The organism is Kouleothrix sp. 19917 (genome assembly GCF_057073505.1).
This window is the reverse complement of record NZ_CP097099.1, coordinates 3,036,330-3,053,194: the sequence shown is the minus strand read 5'-3', so window position 1 is coordinate 3,053,194 and position 16,865 is coordinate 3,036,330. Positions and strand designations below refer to the sequence as shown.

Annotated in this window: 16 protein-coding genes; 7 read left to right on the top strand and 9 right to left on the bottom strand. The window is 64.6% G+C overall.

Annotated elements, in window-relative coordinates:
* Positions 1 to 7 precede the first annotated feature (7 nt).
* The 3 genes from M1P90_RS12450 to M1P90_RS12440 all read left to right on the top strand — a co-directional run bounded on the left by M1P90_RS12450 (position 8) and on the right by M1P90_RS12440 (position 2,773).
* Positions 8 to 709 carry a GntR family transcriptional regulator gene (locus M1P90_RS12450; RefSeq protein ID WP_483702977.1) on the top strand — a complete coding sequence of 234 codons (702 nt, stop codon included), beginning with the start codon at positions 8 to 10 and terminating at the stop codon, positions 707 to 709.
* 187 nt (positions 710 to 896) lie between these two features.
* Positions 897 to 1,898 carry a sugar phosphate isomerase/epimerase family protein gene (locus tag M1P90_RS12445; RefSeq protein WP_483702976.1) on the top strand — a complete coding sequence of 334 codons (1,002 nt, stop codon included), beginning with the start codon at positions 897 to 899 and terminating at the stop codon, positions 1,896 to 1,898.
* Positions 1,899 to 2,011: 113 nt separating this feature from the next.
* Entirely contained in the window at positions 2,012 to 2,773 is a 762-nt protein-coding gene (locus M1P90_RS12440) for an SDR family NAD(P)-dependent oxidoreductase (protein ID WP_483702975.1), read from the top strand.
* A 149-nt stretch (positions 2,774 to 2,922) separates the two neighbouring features.
* Here M1P90_RS12440 and M1P90_RS12435 read toward each other — a convergent pair whose 3' ends face one another.
* The 9 genes from M1P90_RS12435 to pyrF form a co-directional block, all read right to left on the bottom strand.
* Positions 2,923 to 3,684 (bottom strand): hypothetical protein, encoded by a 762-nt coding sequence (locus M1P90_RS12435; protein ID WP_483702974.1) that lies wholly within the window; start codon positions 3,682 to 3,684, stop codon positions 2,923 to 2,925.
* A gap of 164 nt (positions 3,685 to 3,848) precedes the next feature.
* Positions 3,849 to 5,930 (bottom strand): ArnT family glycosyltransferase, encoded by a 2,082-nt coding sequence (locus M1P90_RS12430; RefSeq protein WP_483702973.1) that lies wholly within the window; start codon positions 5,928 to 5,930, stop codon positions 3,849 to 3,851.
* Between the two features lie 463 nt (positions 5,931 to 6,393).
* Entirely contained in the window at positions 6,394 to 7,311 is a 918-nt protein-coding gene (rbsK, locus tag M1P90_RS12425; RefSeq protein WP_483702972.1) for a ribokinase, read from the bottom strand.
* 28 nt (positions 7,312 to 7,339) lie between these two features.
* Positions 7,340 to 7,888, bottom strand: a complete 549-nt coding sequence (locus M1P90_RS12420) for a histidine phosphatase family protein (RefSeq protein ID WP_483702971.1) — start codon at positions 7,886 to 7,888, stop codon at positions 7,340 to 7,342.
* Entirely contained in the window at positions 7,885 to 9,402 is a 1,518-nt protein-coding gene (locus M1P90_RS12415; RefSeq protein WP_483702970.1) for a gluconokinase, read from the bottom strand. The genes M1P90_RS12420 and M1P90_RS12415 overlap by 4 nt, the downstream gene beginning before the upstream one ends.
* 43 nt (positions 9,403 to 9,445) lie before the next feature.
* Positions 9,446 to 9,844, bottom strand: coding sequence for an MGMT family protein (locus tag M1P90_RS12410; protein WP_483702969.1), 399 nt, complete (start codon positions 9,842 to 9,844; stop codon positions 9,446 to 9,448).
* 7 nt (positions 9,845 to 9,851) lie between these two features.
* Entirely contained in the window at positions 9,852 to 10,331 is a 480-nt protein-coding gene (gene smpB / locus M1P90_RS12405; protein ID WP_483702968.1) for an SsrA-binding protein SmpB, read from the bottom strand.
* A 370-nt stretch (positions 10,332 to 10,701) separates the two neighbouring features.
* Positions 10,702 to 12,279, bottom strand: a complete 1,578-nt coding sequence (locus M1P90_RS12400) for a hypothetical protein (protein ID WP_483702967.1) — start codon at positions 12,277 to 12,279, stop codon at positions 10,702 to 10,704.
* 117 nt (positions 12,280 to 12,396) lie between these two features.
* A complete protein-coding gene (gene pyrF / locus M1P90_RS12395; RefSeq protein ID WP_483702966.1) occupies positions 12,397 to 13,227 on the bottom strand; it encodes an orotidine-5'-phosphate decarboxylase in 831 nt (276 codons plus the stop codon).
* Positions 13,228 to 13,881: 654 nt separating this feature from the next.
* Here pyrF and rpoD point away from each other — a divergent pair.
* The 4 genes from rpoD to M1P90_RS12375 all read left to right on the top strand — a co-directional run bounded on the left by rpoD (position 13,882) and on the right by M1P90_RS12375 (position 16,854).
* Entirely contained in the window at positions 13,882 to 15,018 is a 1,137-nt protein-coding gene (rpoD, locus tag M1P90_RS12390) for an RNA polymerase sigma factor RpoD (RefSeq protein ID WP_483704640.1), read from the top strand.
* A gap of 110 nt (positions 15,019 to 15,128) precedes the next feature.
* On the top strand, positions 15,129 to 15,413 hold the full coding sequence (locus M1P90_RS12385; RefSeq protein WP_483702965.1) for a 4a-hydroxytetrahydrobiopterin dehydratase: 285 nt from the start codon (positions 15,129 to 15,131) through the stop codon (positions 15,411 to 15,413).
* Positions 15,414 to 15,419: 6 nt separating this feature from the next.
* On the top strand, positions 15,420 to 15,929 hold the full coding sequence (locus M1P90_RS12380; protein WP_483702964.1) for a hypothetical protein: 510 nt from the start codon (positions 15,420 to 15,422) through the stop codon (positions 15,927 to 15,929).
* A 145-nt stretch (positions 15,930 to 16,074) separates the two neighbouring features.
* On the top strand, positions 16,075 to 16,854 hold the full coding sequence (locus tag M1P90_RS12375; RefSeq protein WP_483702963.1) for a segregation and condensation protein A: 780 nt from the start codon (positions 16,075 to 16,077) through the stop codon (positions 16,852 to 16,854).
* The last annotated feature ends 11 nt before the right edge of the window (positions 16,855 to 16,865 follow it).

Genomic DNA, 16,865 nt, shown 5'->3' with positions numbered 1-16,865 from the left:
ACATGCTATGAACGCACCAATCACCAACCACCAGACTGACGACGACCACTCGCTGACCGAGCGCGCCTACCGGGCGATCTCGCACGCGATTGCGCGCCTGGAGCTGAAGCCCGGCGAGTCGCTCACCCAGGATCGGTTGGCGAAGTGGCTGGCGATTAGCCGCACCCCGGTGCGCGAGGCGCTGCGCCGCCTTGAGCAGGATGGCATTCTGCAAACTGCGCCCGGGCGTGGCCTGATTGTGGCGGAGCTGACGATCAAAGACGCCGACGACCTGCTGGAAATGCTCTGCCTGCTCGACACGCAGGCCGCCTGCCTGGCCGCGCAGCGCCGCACACCCGCCCAGGCCGAGCGGCTGCTGGCAATTGCGCAGGAGCTGATGGTGGCCGCCGAGCGCTACGACATCGAGGCCTGGGATCGTATCGACCAGCCCTACCACGAAACGCTGCTCGACGCCTCGAACAACCTGTACCTGCGGCGCTCGATTGAAGATGTGCGCCGGCGCTTGCAGCGCATCACCTACCACCTGTCGCGCCAGCCCGAGCACCTGCTCGAAGGCTCGCGCGAGCACGTGGCCCTGGCGCGCGCCATCGCCGATTGCGACGCCGACGCGGCCGCGCGCGTGCAGCGCCAGCACCTGGAAACCATGCGAACCATGGCGCTCCAGCTTATTCGCACGCATATCATCCCGGTGCGCGGCGAGCGGTTCTGACGGAGAAGTAGGTTGTGATTTACGCAGGGTGTATTGCCTTTGACAAAGCGATTCTGATCACAACAGCATACCTTCCTAATATCTGCGTGTATGTTTTTCGCGCGCAGCGCGAAAAACATACACAATAATCGAAACTACCTTGCTGCCGCAAGCGAAAAGATGAGCTGAAAACCAACGGAGGAGATCAATGGCACGACCTGTCACGCTGTTTACCGGCCAGTGGGCCGATCTGCCGCTGGAAGAAGTGGCGAAGAAGGCCAAGAGCTTTGGCTACGATGGCCTGGAGCTGGCCTGCTGGGGCGATCACTTCGAGGTCGAAAAGGCGCTGGAATCTGACAGCTATGTGCGCGAAAAGCACGAGCTGCTTGAGCGCCACGGCCTGCAGTGCTTCGCGATCAGCAACCACCTCGTTGGGCAGGCAATCAGCGACAAGATGATCGACGAGCGCCACAAGGGCATTGTGCCGCCGCACGTCTGGGGCGATGGCGAGGCCGAGGGTGTGCGTCAGCGCGCCGCTGAGCACATGAAAAATGCTGCCCGCGCCGCCGCCGCTTTTGGCGTGAAGGTGGTGAATGGCTTCACCGGCTCGCCGATCTGGCACGTGCTGGCGATGTTCCCGCCGGTGCCGCCCGAGATGATTGAGAACGGCTACAAGGAGTTTGCCGACCGCTTCAACCCGGTGCTGGATGTGTTCGACGAAGTTGGCGTGAAGTTCGCGCTGGAAGTACACCCCGGCGAGATCGCCTACGACTTCTGGAGCACTAAGGCAACGCTCAAGGCGCTGAACAATCGCGACGCGTTCGGCATCAATTACGACCCGAGCCACCTGTACTGGCAGATGCTCGACCCGGTTGAGTTCGTCTACGAGTACGGCGACAAGATCTACAACATGCACGTCAAGGAGTCGGTGCGCAACCTGAACGGCCGCAACGGCGTGCTTGGCTCGCACCTGTTCTTTGGCGACTACCGGCGCGGCTGGGATTTTGTGTCGCCGGGGCGCGGTGGCGTGCCCTTCGAGCGGGTGTTCCGCGCGCTCAACGACGTGGGCTACACTGGCCCGCTGTCGGTCGAGTGGGAAGACAACGGCATGAACCGCGACCAGGGCGCGCCCGAGGCCTGCGCGATGGTCAAGCGGCTTGAGCTGACGCCGTCGGATGTTGCGTTCGACGCGGCCTTCCAGCAGAAGTAGCACTATAGCTGTCAGGAGTCAGGTTTCAGGATTGAGAAGTGCGTAGTGCGTAGCGAGAAACAAATCCTTTATGGACTACGCACTACGCACTACCCACCACAAGCGACAGGCATATGACATTTCACAATAAGGTCGCCATCGTCACTGGCGCGAGCCGCGAGATTGGCGCGGCCATGGCCGAGGCGCTGGCCGGCGCGGGCGCGGCCGTGCTGCTGGCCCACCACAACGAGGCCGAGCTGGCCGCCCAGGCAGTTGAACGGATCACGGCGGCGGGTGGGCGCGCTCTTGCGCTAGATGCCGACCTGTCGGATGTTGGTGCGAACCAGGCAATGATCGCCCGCGCAGTTGAGGCGTTTGGCCGGCTCGATATTCTGGCCGCCAACGCTGGCATCACCATGTACCAGCCGTTCCTGGACACCGACGAAGCCACCTGGGACGCGCTGTTCAACCTGAACCTGAAAGGCTCGTTCTTTGCCGCGCAGGCGGCAGCGCGCCAGATGATCGCGCAGGGCGAGGGCGGGCGAATCGTGTTTTCTTCGTCGGTGACGGGTGTGCAGGCAGTGCCGGGCCTGTCAGTCTATGGCATCACCAAGGCGGCGCTGCGCCACATGGCGCGCACGCTCGCGCCCGAGCTGGGCCGCCACGGTATTACCGTCAACGCACTCGGTATTGGCGCAACGCTCAACGCCCGCAATCTTGCCGACGACCCCGACTACGCCGCGCACTGGGCGGGCGTTATTCCCACCGGGCGCGCCTTGCAGCCCACCGACCTGGCGAGCACGCTCTTGTTCCTGGCATCGCCCGGCGCGGCCATGATCACCGGGCAGACGATTATTGTCGATGGCGGCTGGACGGCGCTGAGCCCAATGCCGTAAGCAGGCCGGCGAACGACCAACAACAAACGACGAAGGACGAACCGGATGTTCGTCCTTCGTCTTTTCGTATGCGATATTGGGGAAATGATGCGTGCGCACCCTGAGTAGCGCGAAGCGCATATCGAAGGATGCGCTTGTTTATTGCTTGCTTACTCGGCGCTTGCGGCCAGCCGCTCCTCCACCGCGCGCAGCACGGTGACGCGGTTCTGGTGCTCCTGCTCGTAGATCTGCACGTGCTGCAGCTCGGCCGGGTTCAGGCCGGCCAGCTTCTCAATCGCTTCCTCGGCGCGCAACCCCTCGTAGCCGGGCAGTGGCTCGACGCTGGTGCGGGTGGCCGGCTCGGCCAGCGCGCCGCGCGCGGCTTGCAGCTCGATAATTGCGCGCTCGACGGCCCGCAGCACGGTGACGCGATTCTGGTGCGCCTGCTCGTACGACTGCACGGCCAGCAGGTGCGCTTCTTCCAGCTTCGGCAGCCGGCTTAGTACGGTGTCGACGTTCATCTTCTCGTAGCCGGGGATGGGCTCGGCCGGGATGGCGGCCTTCTGGCGGCGCGTCTTGGCGCGCAGGTCGTCAATCGCCACGCTCAGCCGCTCGACCTGCGCGTTCAACTCGTGCAGACTGCGCTGCGTCGGCAGCAGCAACATGTCGAGCACGCGGTCGCGGCCCTCGGCCACAAATGAACGCGCCTCGCTCAGCTGCTCCTCGCCCTCGGCCACGGCCTCGCTTGCGTCGCGGCGCACCATGCGCGTCAGGCGGCGCAGCTCGGCGCGGGCGGTTTGCTCGGCACTTGCGCCGCGCTCGGCCAGCTGGGCGAAAGTATCGCGCGCAACATCGCCGCTAAGCGCCAGCGCGCCAACATAGGCCAGCGCGCCCTTGCGCGCAACCGTACTCGCAGTATCAAGAATAGTCATCGTCTTGCTCCTTTTCAGCGTTTCACTATAACGCACTGCGTTAATAATAACACGCTGCGTCATGGATGTCAAGACCTGAAAACTGTGCAGTGCTTTTCTGACGACGCACTACGCACCACGCACGAAGAATAGTGCGTGGTGCGTAGAAAGGGCGTTGGTTTCGCTTACTGCATTGGAATGGTGATTGTGCCGGCGTCAGCGACGTGCGGGCCATCGGTTGCTTCGGGCAGCGCCGCACCCTGCGTGATCGGCAGGCGCGCGCCATCCTGAATGGTGTACACGCCCATCGCCACGCGGTAGCTGCCCGGCGCGAGTCCCTGCGGCAACGGCAGCGCAATTGGGCTGGCAAGCTGCTGGCCGGCCTGAAGCTGCGGGAAACGCGGGTCGAGCGGCAGATCGAGCTGGGCGACATGCTGGCCGTTCGCGTCGAGCAGGTGTACGAACACAAACAGCTGGCGCGCTTCGTCCTGCCGAATATCCCACGATGGTGTGATCGTCAGGATGTTGTTGTCTAGGGTGACGGTCGTGCCGCGCAGGTGGATACTTCCTTCAAATGTTGCGTCAACCGCCGTGTCGAACGGGCGCGGCATCTGGTAGATCGCGGCGTAAGGGATGCCGTTGATCATTACCGTATGGAGCGGCGGATTCTGCTGCACCTGCGCATTCAGGTCGGGGTCGGTCTGGCGCTGCAGGTAGCTCACATACAGCACGACATAATTCGGATTCTTCGTGAGATTTTTCGCCGTCAGGTCGCCCACGCGCACCGGCAGGAAGGGCTCGTAGGTGGGTGGGTTGCGCGCCACCACCGCGCCAGCATCGAGGTCGGGGCGGTCGCGCAGCCAGGCGCTAGCCTGCTCGGCACCTTCGCCCCAGCCCACCAGCAAGGTGCGCGCAGCCACTGGCCCGCCGCCGAGCAGCGGGTTGAAGTAAGCCAGCGTGTATGGGTGGTAGCTCATCACTTCGGCCAGCAGCGCGCCGCACAGCCCGGCCGCCAGCGCCGCCGCCGCGAACGTGCGCAGGCGCAGCGCCGAGCCAAAACGGTGGGCCAGCAGCTGAAATGGCGCGGCCAGCCCGGCGGCGGCGAGCACCAGCAGCGCCGGCCAGATGGGCAAAATATAGCGATCGAACTCTTTGGGCTCGCTGCCCATCACCAGCAGAAAAAAGAGCGCAAACAGCAGCAGGCCCAGCAGCGCGCGCCGCTCGCCGCGCCGCATGGCAATCGCCAGCGGCGCAAGGATGATACCAAGCAGCGCCAGCGGCGTCATGCGCCATGCCACCACCAGCGGGTAGAACGTCCAGCCCGGCGCATCAATCGGCTGCCCGAGGAAAAAGTTGCCATACACATGTGGCTGCCCACCGTTCGACACAATTTCTTCGACGACGCTGGCAATCGCCTCGCGCGGCGCGACCCACAGCGCCGGCCAGCCAGCAAATACCACCAGCAGCGCAATGCCCAGCCACAGCGCGTAGCCGATGATTGTGCGGCGCAGGCGCACAATTGGCGAGGCCGATCGGCCAGCATACAGCATCCACAGGCCGGTGAAGGGCAGCAGAATCAGCGCGGGCGCTTTTGTGAGCAGCGCCAGGCCAGCGAATACTGCCGAGCCAAAAAATGTGGCCGGGTGTGCCGAAAGAAATGTCACACGCTCATTCTGCGCTGGCGCGTGTTCTGCCGAATCCATAGGCGGTGCAGTTGCGACCAGCAGGCATAGCAAGCTGAGCGACATGCATGTGGTCAGCAGCGCATCGAGGTGCAGAACGCGGCTGTGCGCCACCAGAAATGGCGCAGTTGCCCACAGCAGCGCGGCCAGCATGGCGGTTGCAGGCGCAAACAGGCGGCGCAGCAGGGCATAGCCGCCCAGCACCGCCAGGCTATTTGCAATCGCCAGCGGCAGGCGCAGCAGCGCAAGAAACAGCGTGCCATCGCCAGTGCGGGCGGGCGGCGCAATCTGCATCCAGCCAGCCAGCCAGTAGCCCAGCGAGCCAAGCCACATGGTTGTCACGCCCGGGTGGCCGGTCTGGTTGGTGCGCGCCCAGTCGTGCGCCAGAATAGCGTCAGCGAAAGCGCGTGTGCGCGCCGGCCAGTGGTATGCCTCGTCGATGGTGTAGAAATCGTTCAGGCCAAGCGCCCGCGGCACCAACGCTACCCCGCCCAGCAACAACACCACCAGCCACGTTGGAACCTGCTGCGGCCATGCCGCAAGCCGCACCGCTGGCGCGGCGCGCGAAGCACTGGAAACTGCCATACAGAAACCACTTGTTAATGAAGCGGCGCTTGGTGGGGCAACAGCAATGCGCCAGCGGTTCGAATGAAATGGGGCGCAGCACAGCCATGCTCAAATTGCACAGCAGCGTGCGAGGTAGCGCATCGGGGCGTTGAATCTTGGCGTTGCGCTCGGATTGGCGTGGCGTACAGGCAGAAACTGCACCCTACGAGGGAATATAACAGAAAGAGCTGCCTGCGCCATCAGGGGAACAGATGAGCGCCTATAGCCAATTTGGTGGGGGTGCGATCACCCGTTCTGGCGATCAGGTACTTCCAAATTGGCAGGGGTGGAATACATCGGCAGACTGATGCGTGGCGTTAGGGAGAGAAACACAATTTGTATCATTTCATGTCGTAAAATGCGCGAAATTATCTGTGAATACACGATATATGATAGATTGGCGACAGGCAGCGCATCTGTGCCCAACGAACTTTGCATCCCGCTATTGGTGGCCGGCAAGCAGCGCCGCCACTTCGGCGCGGGAAGGCAGCGCGGGTTGCGCGCCGATTTTTGTGGTTGAAAGCGCGCCAGCAGCCATGCCCCAGCGCAGCGCCTCGGGCAAGCTCATCCCGGCGTCGAGCGCGGCCGCCAGCCCGCCATTGAAGGCATCGCCTGCGGCAACCGTATCGATTGCGCGCACGGGGAAGGCGGGCAGCGCGCCACTGCCAGCGGCACTGCGCCAGTAGGCTCCGCGCGCGCCAAGCTTGATCACGGCTGTGCCCACGCCCCGCGCCAGCAAGGCATCGGCGGCGCGCTCCAGCGCGGCATCGCTGTCGAGCGGGAAGCCTGCCAGCGCGGCAGCTTCGGTTTCGTTGGGTGTGATGATGTCAGCGGCGGCATACAGCTCGGGCGGCAGCGGCTGGGCGGGCGCGGGGTCGAGGATCACGGTCGCGCCGCGCGCGCGGGCAAGCTGGGCGGCGCGCACCACCGTGGCGAGCGGCACTTCCAGCTGAAGCAGCAGCGTGCTTGCGCCGTCGAGCGCGCCTTCCAGCAGCGCCAGGTCGTCGTCGCCCAGCAGGCCATTCGCGCCCGGCACCACCACAATCGTGTTTTCGGCGGCGTCGTTCACCTCAATCAGCGCCACGCCCGACGACACACCCGCGCAGGTTGTGACGCCGCGTGTGTCGATGCGGTCGGCCTCCAGGCCGGCGCGCAGCGTGCCGCCAAATACGTCGTCGCCCACGCGACCAACCATGCGCGTGGCAGCGCCCAGGCGCGCAGCGGCAACCGCCTGATTCGCGCCTTTGCCGCCCGGCGCAGTGAAGAACTCGTGGCCGATCAGGGTTTCGCCGGGCGCGGGCAGGCGCGGCGCGCGCACCACCAGGTCCATGTTGATGCTGCCAAACACCACAACCGCCATGGTTTGCTCCTTTTGTCGGGTATTCGCGTTATGTGTTGAGCGGAATGTGTGTAAGCTGTGGCGCGCCGCTGCCCAGCACAACGCGGTAGACATCGGGGTTGCGCAGGGCCTGCCATTCCGCAAAGCCAAAGCGCGGGTTGAAATGGCGCAGCAGCAGGCTGAGCAAATTGCCGTGCGATGCGAGTGCCAGCGTGCGAGCGCCCTGCGCCAGCGCCTCGGTACAGGCCGCTACGGCGCGCTCGGTGGCGGCGCGGCTCGTTTCGCCACCGGGAAATGCCAGCTCGAAATCGTCGAAGGTGGCGCGCAGGGCGTTCACCCAGTCGTCGAGCGGCGCGCCGCTGAGCACGCGCTCAACCAGCCGCGCATCGGTGCGGATCGGCAGGTCGAGCAGCTCGGCCAGCGGCGTGACCGACTGGGTGGCGCGCGCATACGGGCTGCTGACAATCTGCTCGATTGCGAAGGGCGCGAGCGCGGCGGCCAGCGCGACCGCCTGCTGCGCGCCTTCCGGCGTGAGCGGCGCGTCGGGCGACTGGCCGCTGGCCTGGCAGTGCCGAATGAGATACAGTGTTTGCATCATGACACGCTCGCCGCTTGTTTCGCATAAAACTGCGCGTACAGCGCTTCCTGGCGGGCAATCGCGGCCTGGTACATCGTGTGACGGGCTGCGTCAGGCTGGTACACCGCGCCGTCGGCGGCGGGCAATTCGTCAATCGACGCAATCGCGCCAAGCGACTCGAGCGCCAGCAGGGCCACGCCGCGGCTGGTGGCTTCCTGCTCTTCCGAAGCGATCACCGGGCGGTTCAGCACATCGGCAAGCATCTGCATCCACGCGGGCGAGCTGAGCAGCGCGCCGCCGCTGGCAATCATGTGGTGGTCGCAGGCGGGGTTGCCGCACATGCGCTGCTCGATCAGCGCGAAGCGATAGGCGACGGCTTCCAGGCAGGCGCGCACAATTTCGGGTGGCGTGGTGTTGAGGCCGAGGCCGTGGATGGTGGCGCGCACGTCGCCGGCCCAGCCGGGGCTGCGCTCGCCGGCCACAAACGGCAGCACCGTCAGGCCGTGCGCGTCGGGCGGCATGGTGGCCAGCGCGGCTTCGAGCTGATCGGGCGCGGGCAATTGCAGCGTCTGGCGCAGCCATGCGTACACATTGCCGCCCTCGCTGGTTGCGCCGCCCAGCAGTGCGCGCCGCTTGTCCACGCGGTAGCACCACAGGCCGGGCGGCACATGCTCCACGCTGGGCTGCACCACGCGCAGCGCGCCAGTCGTGCCGACCGTGAGGGCCATGCGGCTGTGGCCGGTTGCGCCGCTGCCAATATTCGCCGCCGCGCCGTCGCCAATCGCCGGGAACCACGGCACATCGCGCAGCGCCGGCCAGCGCCGGGCAAACTCGTCGCGCAGGCCACGCAGCGGCGCGCTGACATCGGCCAGCGGCGAGAGCTGCGCGGCATCCACGCCAAGATGCGCCAGCAGCGGCGCGTCCCACGCCAAGCGGGCGCGGTCGAGCAGGCCGCTCCACGCCGCCACCGAGTAGCTGGCGCGGCTCTGGCCGAACAGGCGCAGCTCAAGCAATTCGCCAATGGTGAGCCAGCGCGCGGCCGCCTGCCAGACCTCGGGCTGCGTGCGGCGCACCCAGGCCAGCCGCGCCGGCCAGTAGCTGGTGCGCAACAGGCAGCCTGTGCGCTGGTGCACTTCACGCTCGTCCAGCGCGCGCTGGAGCGTGGCGGCATCTTCAGCGTTGCGCGTGTCGGCGTAGGTGATCAGCGGCGTGAGCGGCTGGCCGCCCTTGTCGAGCGCAAAAATGTTGGAAACAAGCGTGTCGGCGGCGACCGCGCCAATCTGCTCAGCGAGCGGCCCGGCCTGTGCGAGCGCGGCATCGATGCAGCGGGCAATTCGCTCGAACGCGGCGTTTGGGTCATCCTCGCTGGTGCCGTCGGCGGCGGCGCGCACCTGGTAGTGCTCCTGCGCGCCAATGCCGTCGATCAGGCGTCCGCGCGCGTCGTAGAGCAGGGCGCGCACTGAGGAGGTGCCAATGTCGAGTGTCAGAATGAGCGGTGCCGGATGGGCGGGGGCATGTGCGGCGGGCTTTGGCATAGTGGCAGCTTCTTTTCTTCCGTAGAAAGGCGTGCCCGGCAGTTTAGAACAAACTGAGTTGCTCGGCGTCGTCGCGCGGCGGCAGGGTGTTGAAGCCATTCGCGGCGGCCCACTCGGCGCTGGGGCCGGCCCAGCGGTGGCGCGCCAAAATCACGCGATCCTGCGCGTCGAAGGCCACGCCCTCGGCTTCGAGCAGCTGGCGCTGGGCCAGGCCGCGCGTGCTGATGCCGCCCTGGCGGTTGATGATGCGCTGCCAGGGCAGGTCCGCGCGCTCGGGCGGCATTTCGTTCAGCGCAAAGCCGACGGTGCGCGCGTCGCAGCCGCCACCCACGATTGTGGCGATGTCGCCGTAGGTGGCGACCTGGCCGGGCGGGATCTGCTCGCAAACGGTGTAGATCTTCGCGTAGAGCGCGTAATCGGGCTGTTCAAACGTGGCGCTCATGGGCGGCTCACTCGCGCCCACGCGACTTCATGGCGCGGTCGATATCGCGCTTGGCGTCGCGCTTGGCAATGTCGTCGCGCTTGTCGTAGAGCTTCTTGCCGCGCGCCAGACCCAGGTCGATCTTGGCGGTGCGGCCCTTGAAGTACATGCGCAGCGGCACCAGCGTAAAGCCCTGGCGCTCGACCTGGCCGAGAATGCGGCTGATCTCGCGGCGGTGCAGCAGCAGCTTGCGCGGGCGGGTTGGCTCGTGGTTGAAATATTTGCCGGACTGGTCGTAGGGCGAAATATGGGCATCGTACATCCATACCTCGCCGTTGACTACGCGGGCGTAGCTGCCGCGCAGATTGATGCGCCCGGCGCGGATCGACTTGATCTCGCTGCCGGTGAGCGCGATGCCGGCCTCGTAGCTTTCGTCGATAAAGTAGTCGTGCCGCGCCTTGCGGTTGTCGGCCACGGTGGCGCTGTGCTGGCCGTCTTTGCCTGCCATGATAAAAGCCCTCAAAGCAAACGCCCCCGCGGGCAAGCGGCGGCGCAGAGTTCGCTGGAGCACCCATTATAGCAGGAGTTGCGGGTGAGTGGGGAGCGCGGGAGCGGGGAGCGCAGAACCAAGAACTGAGAAGCAAGCAGTCGGCAGTCGGCAGTTGGCAGTGAGCTGTGCTTGTGAACCTGCGAACCTGCAACCTGCCAACCTTCAACCTGCAAACCTGCAACCTGCAACCTGCAACCTGCAACCTGCAAACCTGCAAACCTGCCAACCCCCCAGATCCTCCGCACTCTTTGCGGTGAATTATTTGAGCTTTCGCAGTTGGCGCTGCTTCATCCAATCGTAAATCGTCAATCCGAAATCGTAAATCCCGCTATGTCGCGCGCACTGCAATGCCTTCCAGCGCGTCGAGCGTGTGGTCGCGCAGCTGCTGCGCCTGGTCGATCAGCACGGGTGCAGCCTGCTTGCAGGCATTCATGTGCTCGATCAGTGGCCACAGCTCGCTCCAGCGCCCATCGATCCAATCAGCGGCCAGCATTGCCTCCAGCCCATACGCGGCCAGCAAGTCGCGCAGCGCAACGCGCAGGTGAATATACGCATCGGCGGCCTGTTGCTCCACCGGAGCGCGGCGCTCGGATGGGCGGGCATTCGCGAGCAGGCCAAAGGCTAATACCTGCTTGACGCGCAGGTTGATCGTGTGCGCCGTGCGAAACTCGACATCGTCCATGCCGGGTGCCTGCGCAAAAATAAACCCGTCGATGAAATCGGTGCGCGGGCCGTGGCCGCGCGAGCGCCCGCCCATATCGTCGAGCACGCCGCCGCCGCGCATAATAAAGGGGCGCTCGTCGTCCTCGGCGTGGCCGGGGCGTGCTTCCATCAGCATCGGCGCGGCCAGCAGATGCACAATGCTGAGCACACGCGCCTCGTCCTTGAGGTCGCCCTGCACCGTCAGGTGGTGCGGCAGCACCGTGCCGGGCGGCGGCAGGCCCAGCGCAATCACCGCGTCAATCAGGCGGCCAGCGACGGCATAGGAGCGCGCCGGGGGCAGGCGCACCAGCCAGGTGCCGAGCGTGGCCGAAAACGCGCCATCCATGCCGAGCTTGCGCATGGTTTCGGCCAGCGCCCGCGCCAGCGTGCCATTAGCCGCGATTGGCACATACAGCTTGCCGCCGACGGGTGGCAGCAACCAGTGGCGCAGCTCGTCGGCGTGTGCCTGCCGCGCCAGCTCGGCCTGAGCCGCGCGCAGGTCGGCGTCGGGCGTGTCGGGGAAGTCGCGCAGCGTCAGGTAGGCCTCGGCGCGCAGGAGTGCCTGCGCGGCCGGCGAGATCGCCAGCGCAGGCCCGGGCAATTGCGCAATGCGCCCGGCAATCGCCGGGTCGAGCAGATCGAGCGGGCGGCGTGGGCTGGGTGGGGCCGGCGCGGGTGCAGGTGTGCCTGCAAACCAGCGCGTCCGCGCCGCACTGATGCGCGAATCAATGCTTTCGAGCAGGGTATAGGCTTGTTCGAGCCGCTGCCACACCGCGTAAAGCGCAAACAACGCCAGCGCCAGCGCCAGCACGCGCTGCCAGCCGGCGGCGCGCGCCAGCATGGTTGGGAAAGCGACCAGGCTGCTCGCGGCCACTGCCAGCGCCGCCGGGGCCAGCAGGCGCAGCACCGGGCGCAGATCGGGGCTGCTGCGGGTGCGCGGCAGCCCCAGAAAGGTCGCCATGTCGCGGCTGGTGGTGCGGGCGCGGTCGAGCAGCGGGCGGATGAACAGCTCGGTCTGCATCAGCAGCACCAGCGCGGCCAGCCCGCCTGTGAGCAGGCCGATCCAGCCGCGCACCATCTGCGCCAGCGCAAAGCCCAGCGGCAGCAGAAGCAGCGGCAGAATGTAGCGCGCCGTGCGGCGCAGCTCGGCGCGCTCCTGGGCCACGCTTTCGTGCAGTCGATTAAGCAGCAGATCGAGGCGCATACCTTTTGCCGGCACTTCGTGCAGAATGAGCCAGGAGATTCACAAAGGCTCACATACCCATACGGTATTGTGATGCCTTATCTGTGTAATCTGCGGACCTGTATTTCCCTGCGAGTATTACGCGGCCTGGCTGCTGGGTGCCAGCGCGTCGTTGATCGCGTCACGCAGGCGCATGGCTTCGGCGCGCGCGGCCTGCGCGAAATCTGGCCCATCGCCGGCATAGAGAATGCTGCGTGAAGCGTTGACCAGCAGGCCGCCGCCATCGGCATCGCAGGCCGCGCGCGCAGCCGCCGCCAGGTCGCCGCCCTGCGTGCCCACGCCCGGCACCAGAATAGGCAGGCCGGGACACTCAGCGCGCACCTGCGCCAGAATTTCCGGGTAGGTCGCGCCCACCACCAGGCCAGCATTGCCGTGCGCGTTCCACGATTCGCGGGTTTTGCGCGCCACCGCCATATACAGCGGCTCGCCCGAAGCCAGTTGCAAATCCTGGATGTCGCCGCTGCCGGGGTTGGAGGTTTTGCAAAGAATAAAACAGCCTTTATCGGCGTAGGCGAGAAAAGGCGCAAGCGCGTCGCCGCCGAGGTAGGGGCTCAGCGTGACGGCATCCGCGCCAAGCTGGTCGAAGATCGCCTGGGCATAGGCGGCGGCAGTCGAGCCAATATCGCCGCGCTTGGCATCCACAAGCACCGGCACGCTGTGCGGCATGTCGGCAATCAGGCGGCGCAGCGACGCGATGCCAGAAGGGCCATGCGCCTCGAAAAACGCGATATTCGGCTTGAAGACGCAGGTCAGGTCGGCCGTTGCTTCCACAATGGCCATGCAAAAATCGTAGAGGCCGTCCTCGGCGTTGGTGAATTGCGCGGGCAGGCGCGTGGGATCGAGGCCGACGCACAGGTGGCTCCGGTTGCGTTCGGAGGCGGCGCGCAGCGCATAGGCGAAATGGCTCATGGTTACTCCTTTTCTGTCGCCTGATCCTACGAGTTCACGCGCCGGATGTCAAGGTGAAATGCGCCACAGCGGGGCCGAAACGATTTACATAAAGGCAGCGATCCAAGGTACTGCGGGTTCGTGTAAAAGATTGTGAGGCGCGGCGCAACCTCTGGCGGCCTTTGTTCGTCTGGATCAGCGGCACCAAGGGAATATATCTCTTGTAGAAGCATTTAGAGCATTGTAATGGCACAAATCTTGCACGAGCATGCGCGTGCCTGGCGGCTGGTTTTTTCCACATCCTTGACACTGAAATTGTGTAGAACGTATGTTCTATGGCATCCCAATGTGATTCCGTTATGTGGATAAGTGGACAAAGTGTCGAAGATCTTGTGGAGAAAGGGGTTGACTTTAACCAGTTACTAATGTTATAGTAATCTCGCGAAACGGGGTGCCAAGCTCGCGTCCCTCTTATTTAAGAGAGCAGAGCGGGGGCTTTGAGTGAGAGTCTCTCAGCCCCATCTTGTTGTCTTAAAAACAGCACCGAAGCTGGTGAATGATTTCACAACACGACCTGACCAAGTGACGAAGCTTGACAGGTCGTGTAATATGTCAATTAGGAACACGCTTATGACCGTCCCTCTCGCAGAGACATCGCTACAGGAGTGGGCGCAAATGCTGGAGCAATTGCTCGAGATCGCCCGCGCTCAGGGCTATCTCACCTATAGCGACATCCTCGAGGCGCTTCCCCAACCTGAGAACCATGTTGCCGACGTCGATCAGCTCTACGCCGCCCTCCAGGCCGAGGGAATCCGCGTTGTTGAGAATGCAGCTGAAATTACCGACGCGCCTCCCACGATTGAAGAAGAACTTCTCGCTGAACTCCCCGACCTGACGGACATTGCGCTGGATGACCCAGTGCGTATGTACTTGCAGGAAATTGGCCAGGTGCCACTGCTTTCGGCCGAGCAGGAAGTGACGCTTGCCAAGCAGATGGAGAGTGGCGACTACGCCAAGGCCGCGCTTGATCGCGAGGAATACGGGTCGTGGCAGGAGCGTTTCGCGCTTGAGCAGCAGCTTGCGCGCGGCAACGACGCCCGCCAGCACCTTATTCAGGCGAACCTGCGGCTGGTCGTTTCCATCGCCAAAAAGTACACGTCCTACGGCCTGACAATGATGGACCTTGTGCAGGAAGGCAATATTGGCCTGATGCGCGCGGTCGAGAAATTCGACTACACCAAGGGCCACAAATTTTCAACCTACGCGACATGGTGGATCCGCCAGGCAATCACTCGCGCCATTGCCGACCAGAGCCGTACCATTCGCCTGCCCGTCCATATGGGCGAAGCGATCAGTCAGGTCAAGCGCACCTCGCACAAGCTGCAACAGTCGATGCAGCGCGAACCCACCCCCGAAGAAATTGCCGACGCAATGGGCATGAGCCCAAACAAGGTTCGCCGCACGCTGGAAGCCTCGATGCACCCGCTTTCGCTGGAAATGCCGGTGGGCCAGGAAGGCGAAGGCCGCATGGGCGATTTCATCGAGGACGACCGGATTTCAACGCCGGCTGATGCCGCTGCCGCCGCGATGCTGCGTGAGCAGATCGAGGAAGTGCTGCAAAAACTGCCCGAGCGCGAGCGCAAGATCATTCAGCTGCGCTATGGCCTGAAAGATGGCCGGTATCGCACGCTTGAAGAAGTGGGCGTCGAGTTTGGCATCACGCGCGAGCGCATCCGCCAGATCGAGGCGGTGGCCCTGCGCAAACTGCGCCACCCGCACCTGGGCAAGAAGCTGCGCGGCTACCTCGACTAACCTTCTGTTTCGCATGTTGCCGGGGTCTACGCTACTGTAGATCCCGGTTTCTTTTTGCCCGCGAGCTTGCTATACTATGCCTGCAGATCGCGTTCGAAAGGAGGCCCGCAATGGCTGCGAAACTCGATGAGGCTGCGATTGGCGCACGGATGAGCGAACTGCTCGACTGGCAGCGCGCAGGTGATCGCATTCAGAAGCAGTTCAAGCTGGCGTCGTTTCCCGGCGCGATCGGCTTTGTCACCCAGGTAGCCTTTCTGGCCGAAGCAGCGCGCCACCATCCCGATATCGACATTCGCTACAACAAGGTCACGCTCGCGCTGACTACGCACGACGCGGGCGGCCTGAGCGACCGAGATTTCGACCTGGCGCGCCAGATCGATGAGCTGCTAGGATAATCGTCGTTGCTCCGTTCTGTGTTCTATCGGTTGCGACAATTTCTTGCGGCGCTGGTGGCGCGTCTGAGCGCTGCGGATCGCGCGCTGGTCGCGCAAACGCTTGCGCCGGCTGAGCTGGCGCTGTTCATGCAGATGCCGCGCTACGACCAGCGCCACTGCCTGGATGTGTGCCTGACATTGCGCGCAGCCGGCCACACCGATCCTCTGCTGCTGCGCGCAGCCCTGCTGCACGATTGCGGCAAGGTCAGCGACGATGGCCGGCCATTGCCCTTGCTCTATTATGGCCTGTTTGTGGTGATGCAGCGGCTCGCGCCCGGCCTGTACTGGCGCGCTGCTCGCAATGGCCACGGCCCGTTGCGCTGGTTCGCGCTGCACGCCGCGCACGACGAGCGCAGCGCCGCGATGGCCGCGCGCGCTGGCAGCCCGCCCGCGCTGGTGGAGATTCTGCGCGACTATGGCGCGCGCCGCGCCACGCCCGCTACGCTGGCGCTGGGCTGGGCCGACCGTCAAAACTGAACAGATATATATCATCCACAGATGATGCAGATTACACAGATAAAGAGTTTTTCAACGCAATAGTATTCAAACTTGGAGTCTTCGAGTCTTTGTGGCTATGTTGTGTACTCTGCCATAGCTACGCAACGTGTAAGGAAGCGCTCCCATGCTGGTTCAGGAAACGCTCGACTATACCTTTCAGCTGCCGGCGTTTGAAGGCCCGCTCGATCTGCTGCTCAAGCTGATCGAGCGCGAGGAGCTGGATATTACCGAGATCGCGCTGGCGCAGGTGGCCGACCAGTACCTGGCGCATGTGCGCGGCCTGACCGAACCCGAGCCGGGCGCGCTGTCGTCGTTTCTGGTGCTGGCCGCGCGCCTGCTGCTGATTAAATCGCGCGCGCTGCTGCCGCGCCCGCCCGCCCCGCCCGGCCCCGACGACCCGCCCGACGAAGCGGCCGAGCTGGCCCGCCAGCTGCGCGAGTATCAGCGCTACAAGCAGGCCGCCGCGCTTTTGCGCGAGTGGGAAGCGCAGGGCCGGCGCTCGTTTCTGCGCGTGGCCGCGCCACCCGTGCCTGCGCTTCCAAAACCCGACAAGCTTGACGTAACGCTGAACGACATGATTGCCGCCGTGCAGCGCCGCATGCAGCTGCTCATGCCGCTGGAGCCGCCCGACGTACCCTTGCCCGCGCCCAAGATCATCACCGTGCCCGAGATGGCTGGCCGCATTCGCGACCGGCTGGCGCAACAGGAATGGCTGAGCTTCGAGGATGTGCTGTCGGTGGCGGCGCTGCGCGTGGAAGTGGTGGTGGCGCTGTGGGCGGTGCTTGAGCTGCTAAAGCGCCGCGCCGTAGTGGTTGAGCAGCAGGAGCTGTTTGGGCCGATTATGATTGGGCGCGGCGCAAACCTGAGCGCAACCGACCTTCATGCGCTGGGTATTGAGGAGTAATGCGGATCGGG

Coding starts and splice junctions, on each gene's coding strand:
- M1P90_RS12450 (WP_483702977.1), top strand. CDS start 8: ATGAACGCACCAATCACCAACCACCAGACTGACGACGACCACTCGCTG.
- M1P90_RS12375 (WP_483702963.1), top strand. CDS start 16,075: ATGCTGGTTCAGGAAACGCTCGACTATACCTTTCAGCTGCCGGCGTTT.
- M1P90_RS12385 (WP_483702965.1), top strand. CDS start 15,129: ATGGCTGCGAAACTCGATGAGGCTGCGATTGGCGCACGGATGAGCGAA.
- M1P90_RS12440 (WP_483702975.1), top strand. CDS start 2,012: ATGACATTTCACAATAAGGTCGCCATCGTCACTGGCGCGAGCCGCGAG.
- M1P90_RS12415 (WP_483702970.1), bottom strand. CDS start 9,402: ATGCCAAAGCCCGCCGCACATGCCCCCGCCCATCCGGCACCGCTCATT.
- M1P90_RS12410 (WP_483702969.1), bottom strand. CDS start 9,844: ATGAGCGCCACGTTTGAACAGCCCGATTACGCGCTCTACGCGAAGATC.
- M1P90_RS12445 (WP_483702976.1), top strand. CDS start 897: ATGGCACGACCTGTCACGCTGTTTACCGGCCAGTGGGCCGATCTGCCG.
- M1P90_RS12430 (WP_483702973.1), bottom strand. CDS start 5,930: ATGGCAGTTTCCAGTGCTTCGCGCGCCGCGCCAGCGGTGCGGCTTGCG.
- rpoD (WP_483704640.1), top strand. CDS start 13,882: ATGCTGGAGCAATTGCTCGAGATCGCCCGCGCTCAGGGCTATCTCACC.
- M1P90_RS12400 (WP_483702967.1), bottom strand. CDS start 12,279: ATGCGCCTCGATCTGCTGCTTAATCGACTGCACGAAAGCGTGGCCCAG.
- M1P90_RS12435 (WP_483702974.1), bottom strand. CDS start 3,684: ATGACTATTCTTGATACTGCGAGTACGGTTGCGCGCAAGGGCGCGCTG.
- pyrF (WP_483702966.1), bottom strand. CDS start 13,227: ATGAGCCATTTCGCCTATGCGCTGCGCGCCGCCTCCGAACGCAACCGG.
- smpB (WP_483702968.1), bottom strand. CDS start 10,331: ATGGCAGGCAAAGACGGCCAGCACAGCGCCACCGTGGCCGACAACCGC.
- M1P90_RS12420 (WP_483702971.1), bottom strand. CDS start 7,888: ATGATGCAAACACTGTATCTCATTCGGCACTGCCAGGCCAGCGGCCAG.
- rbsK (WP_483702972.1), bottom strand. CDS start 7,311: ATGGCGGTTGTGGTGTTTGGCAGCATCAACATGGACCTGGTGGTGCGC.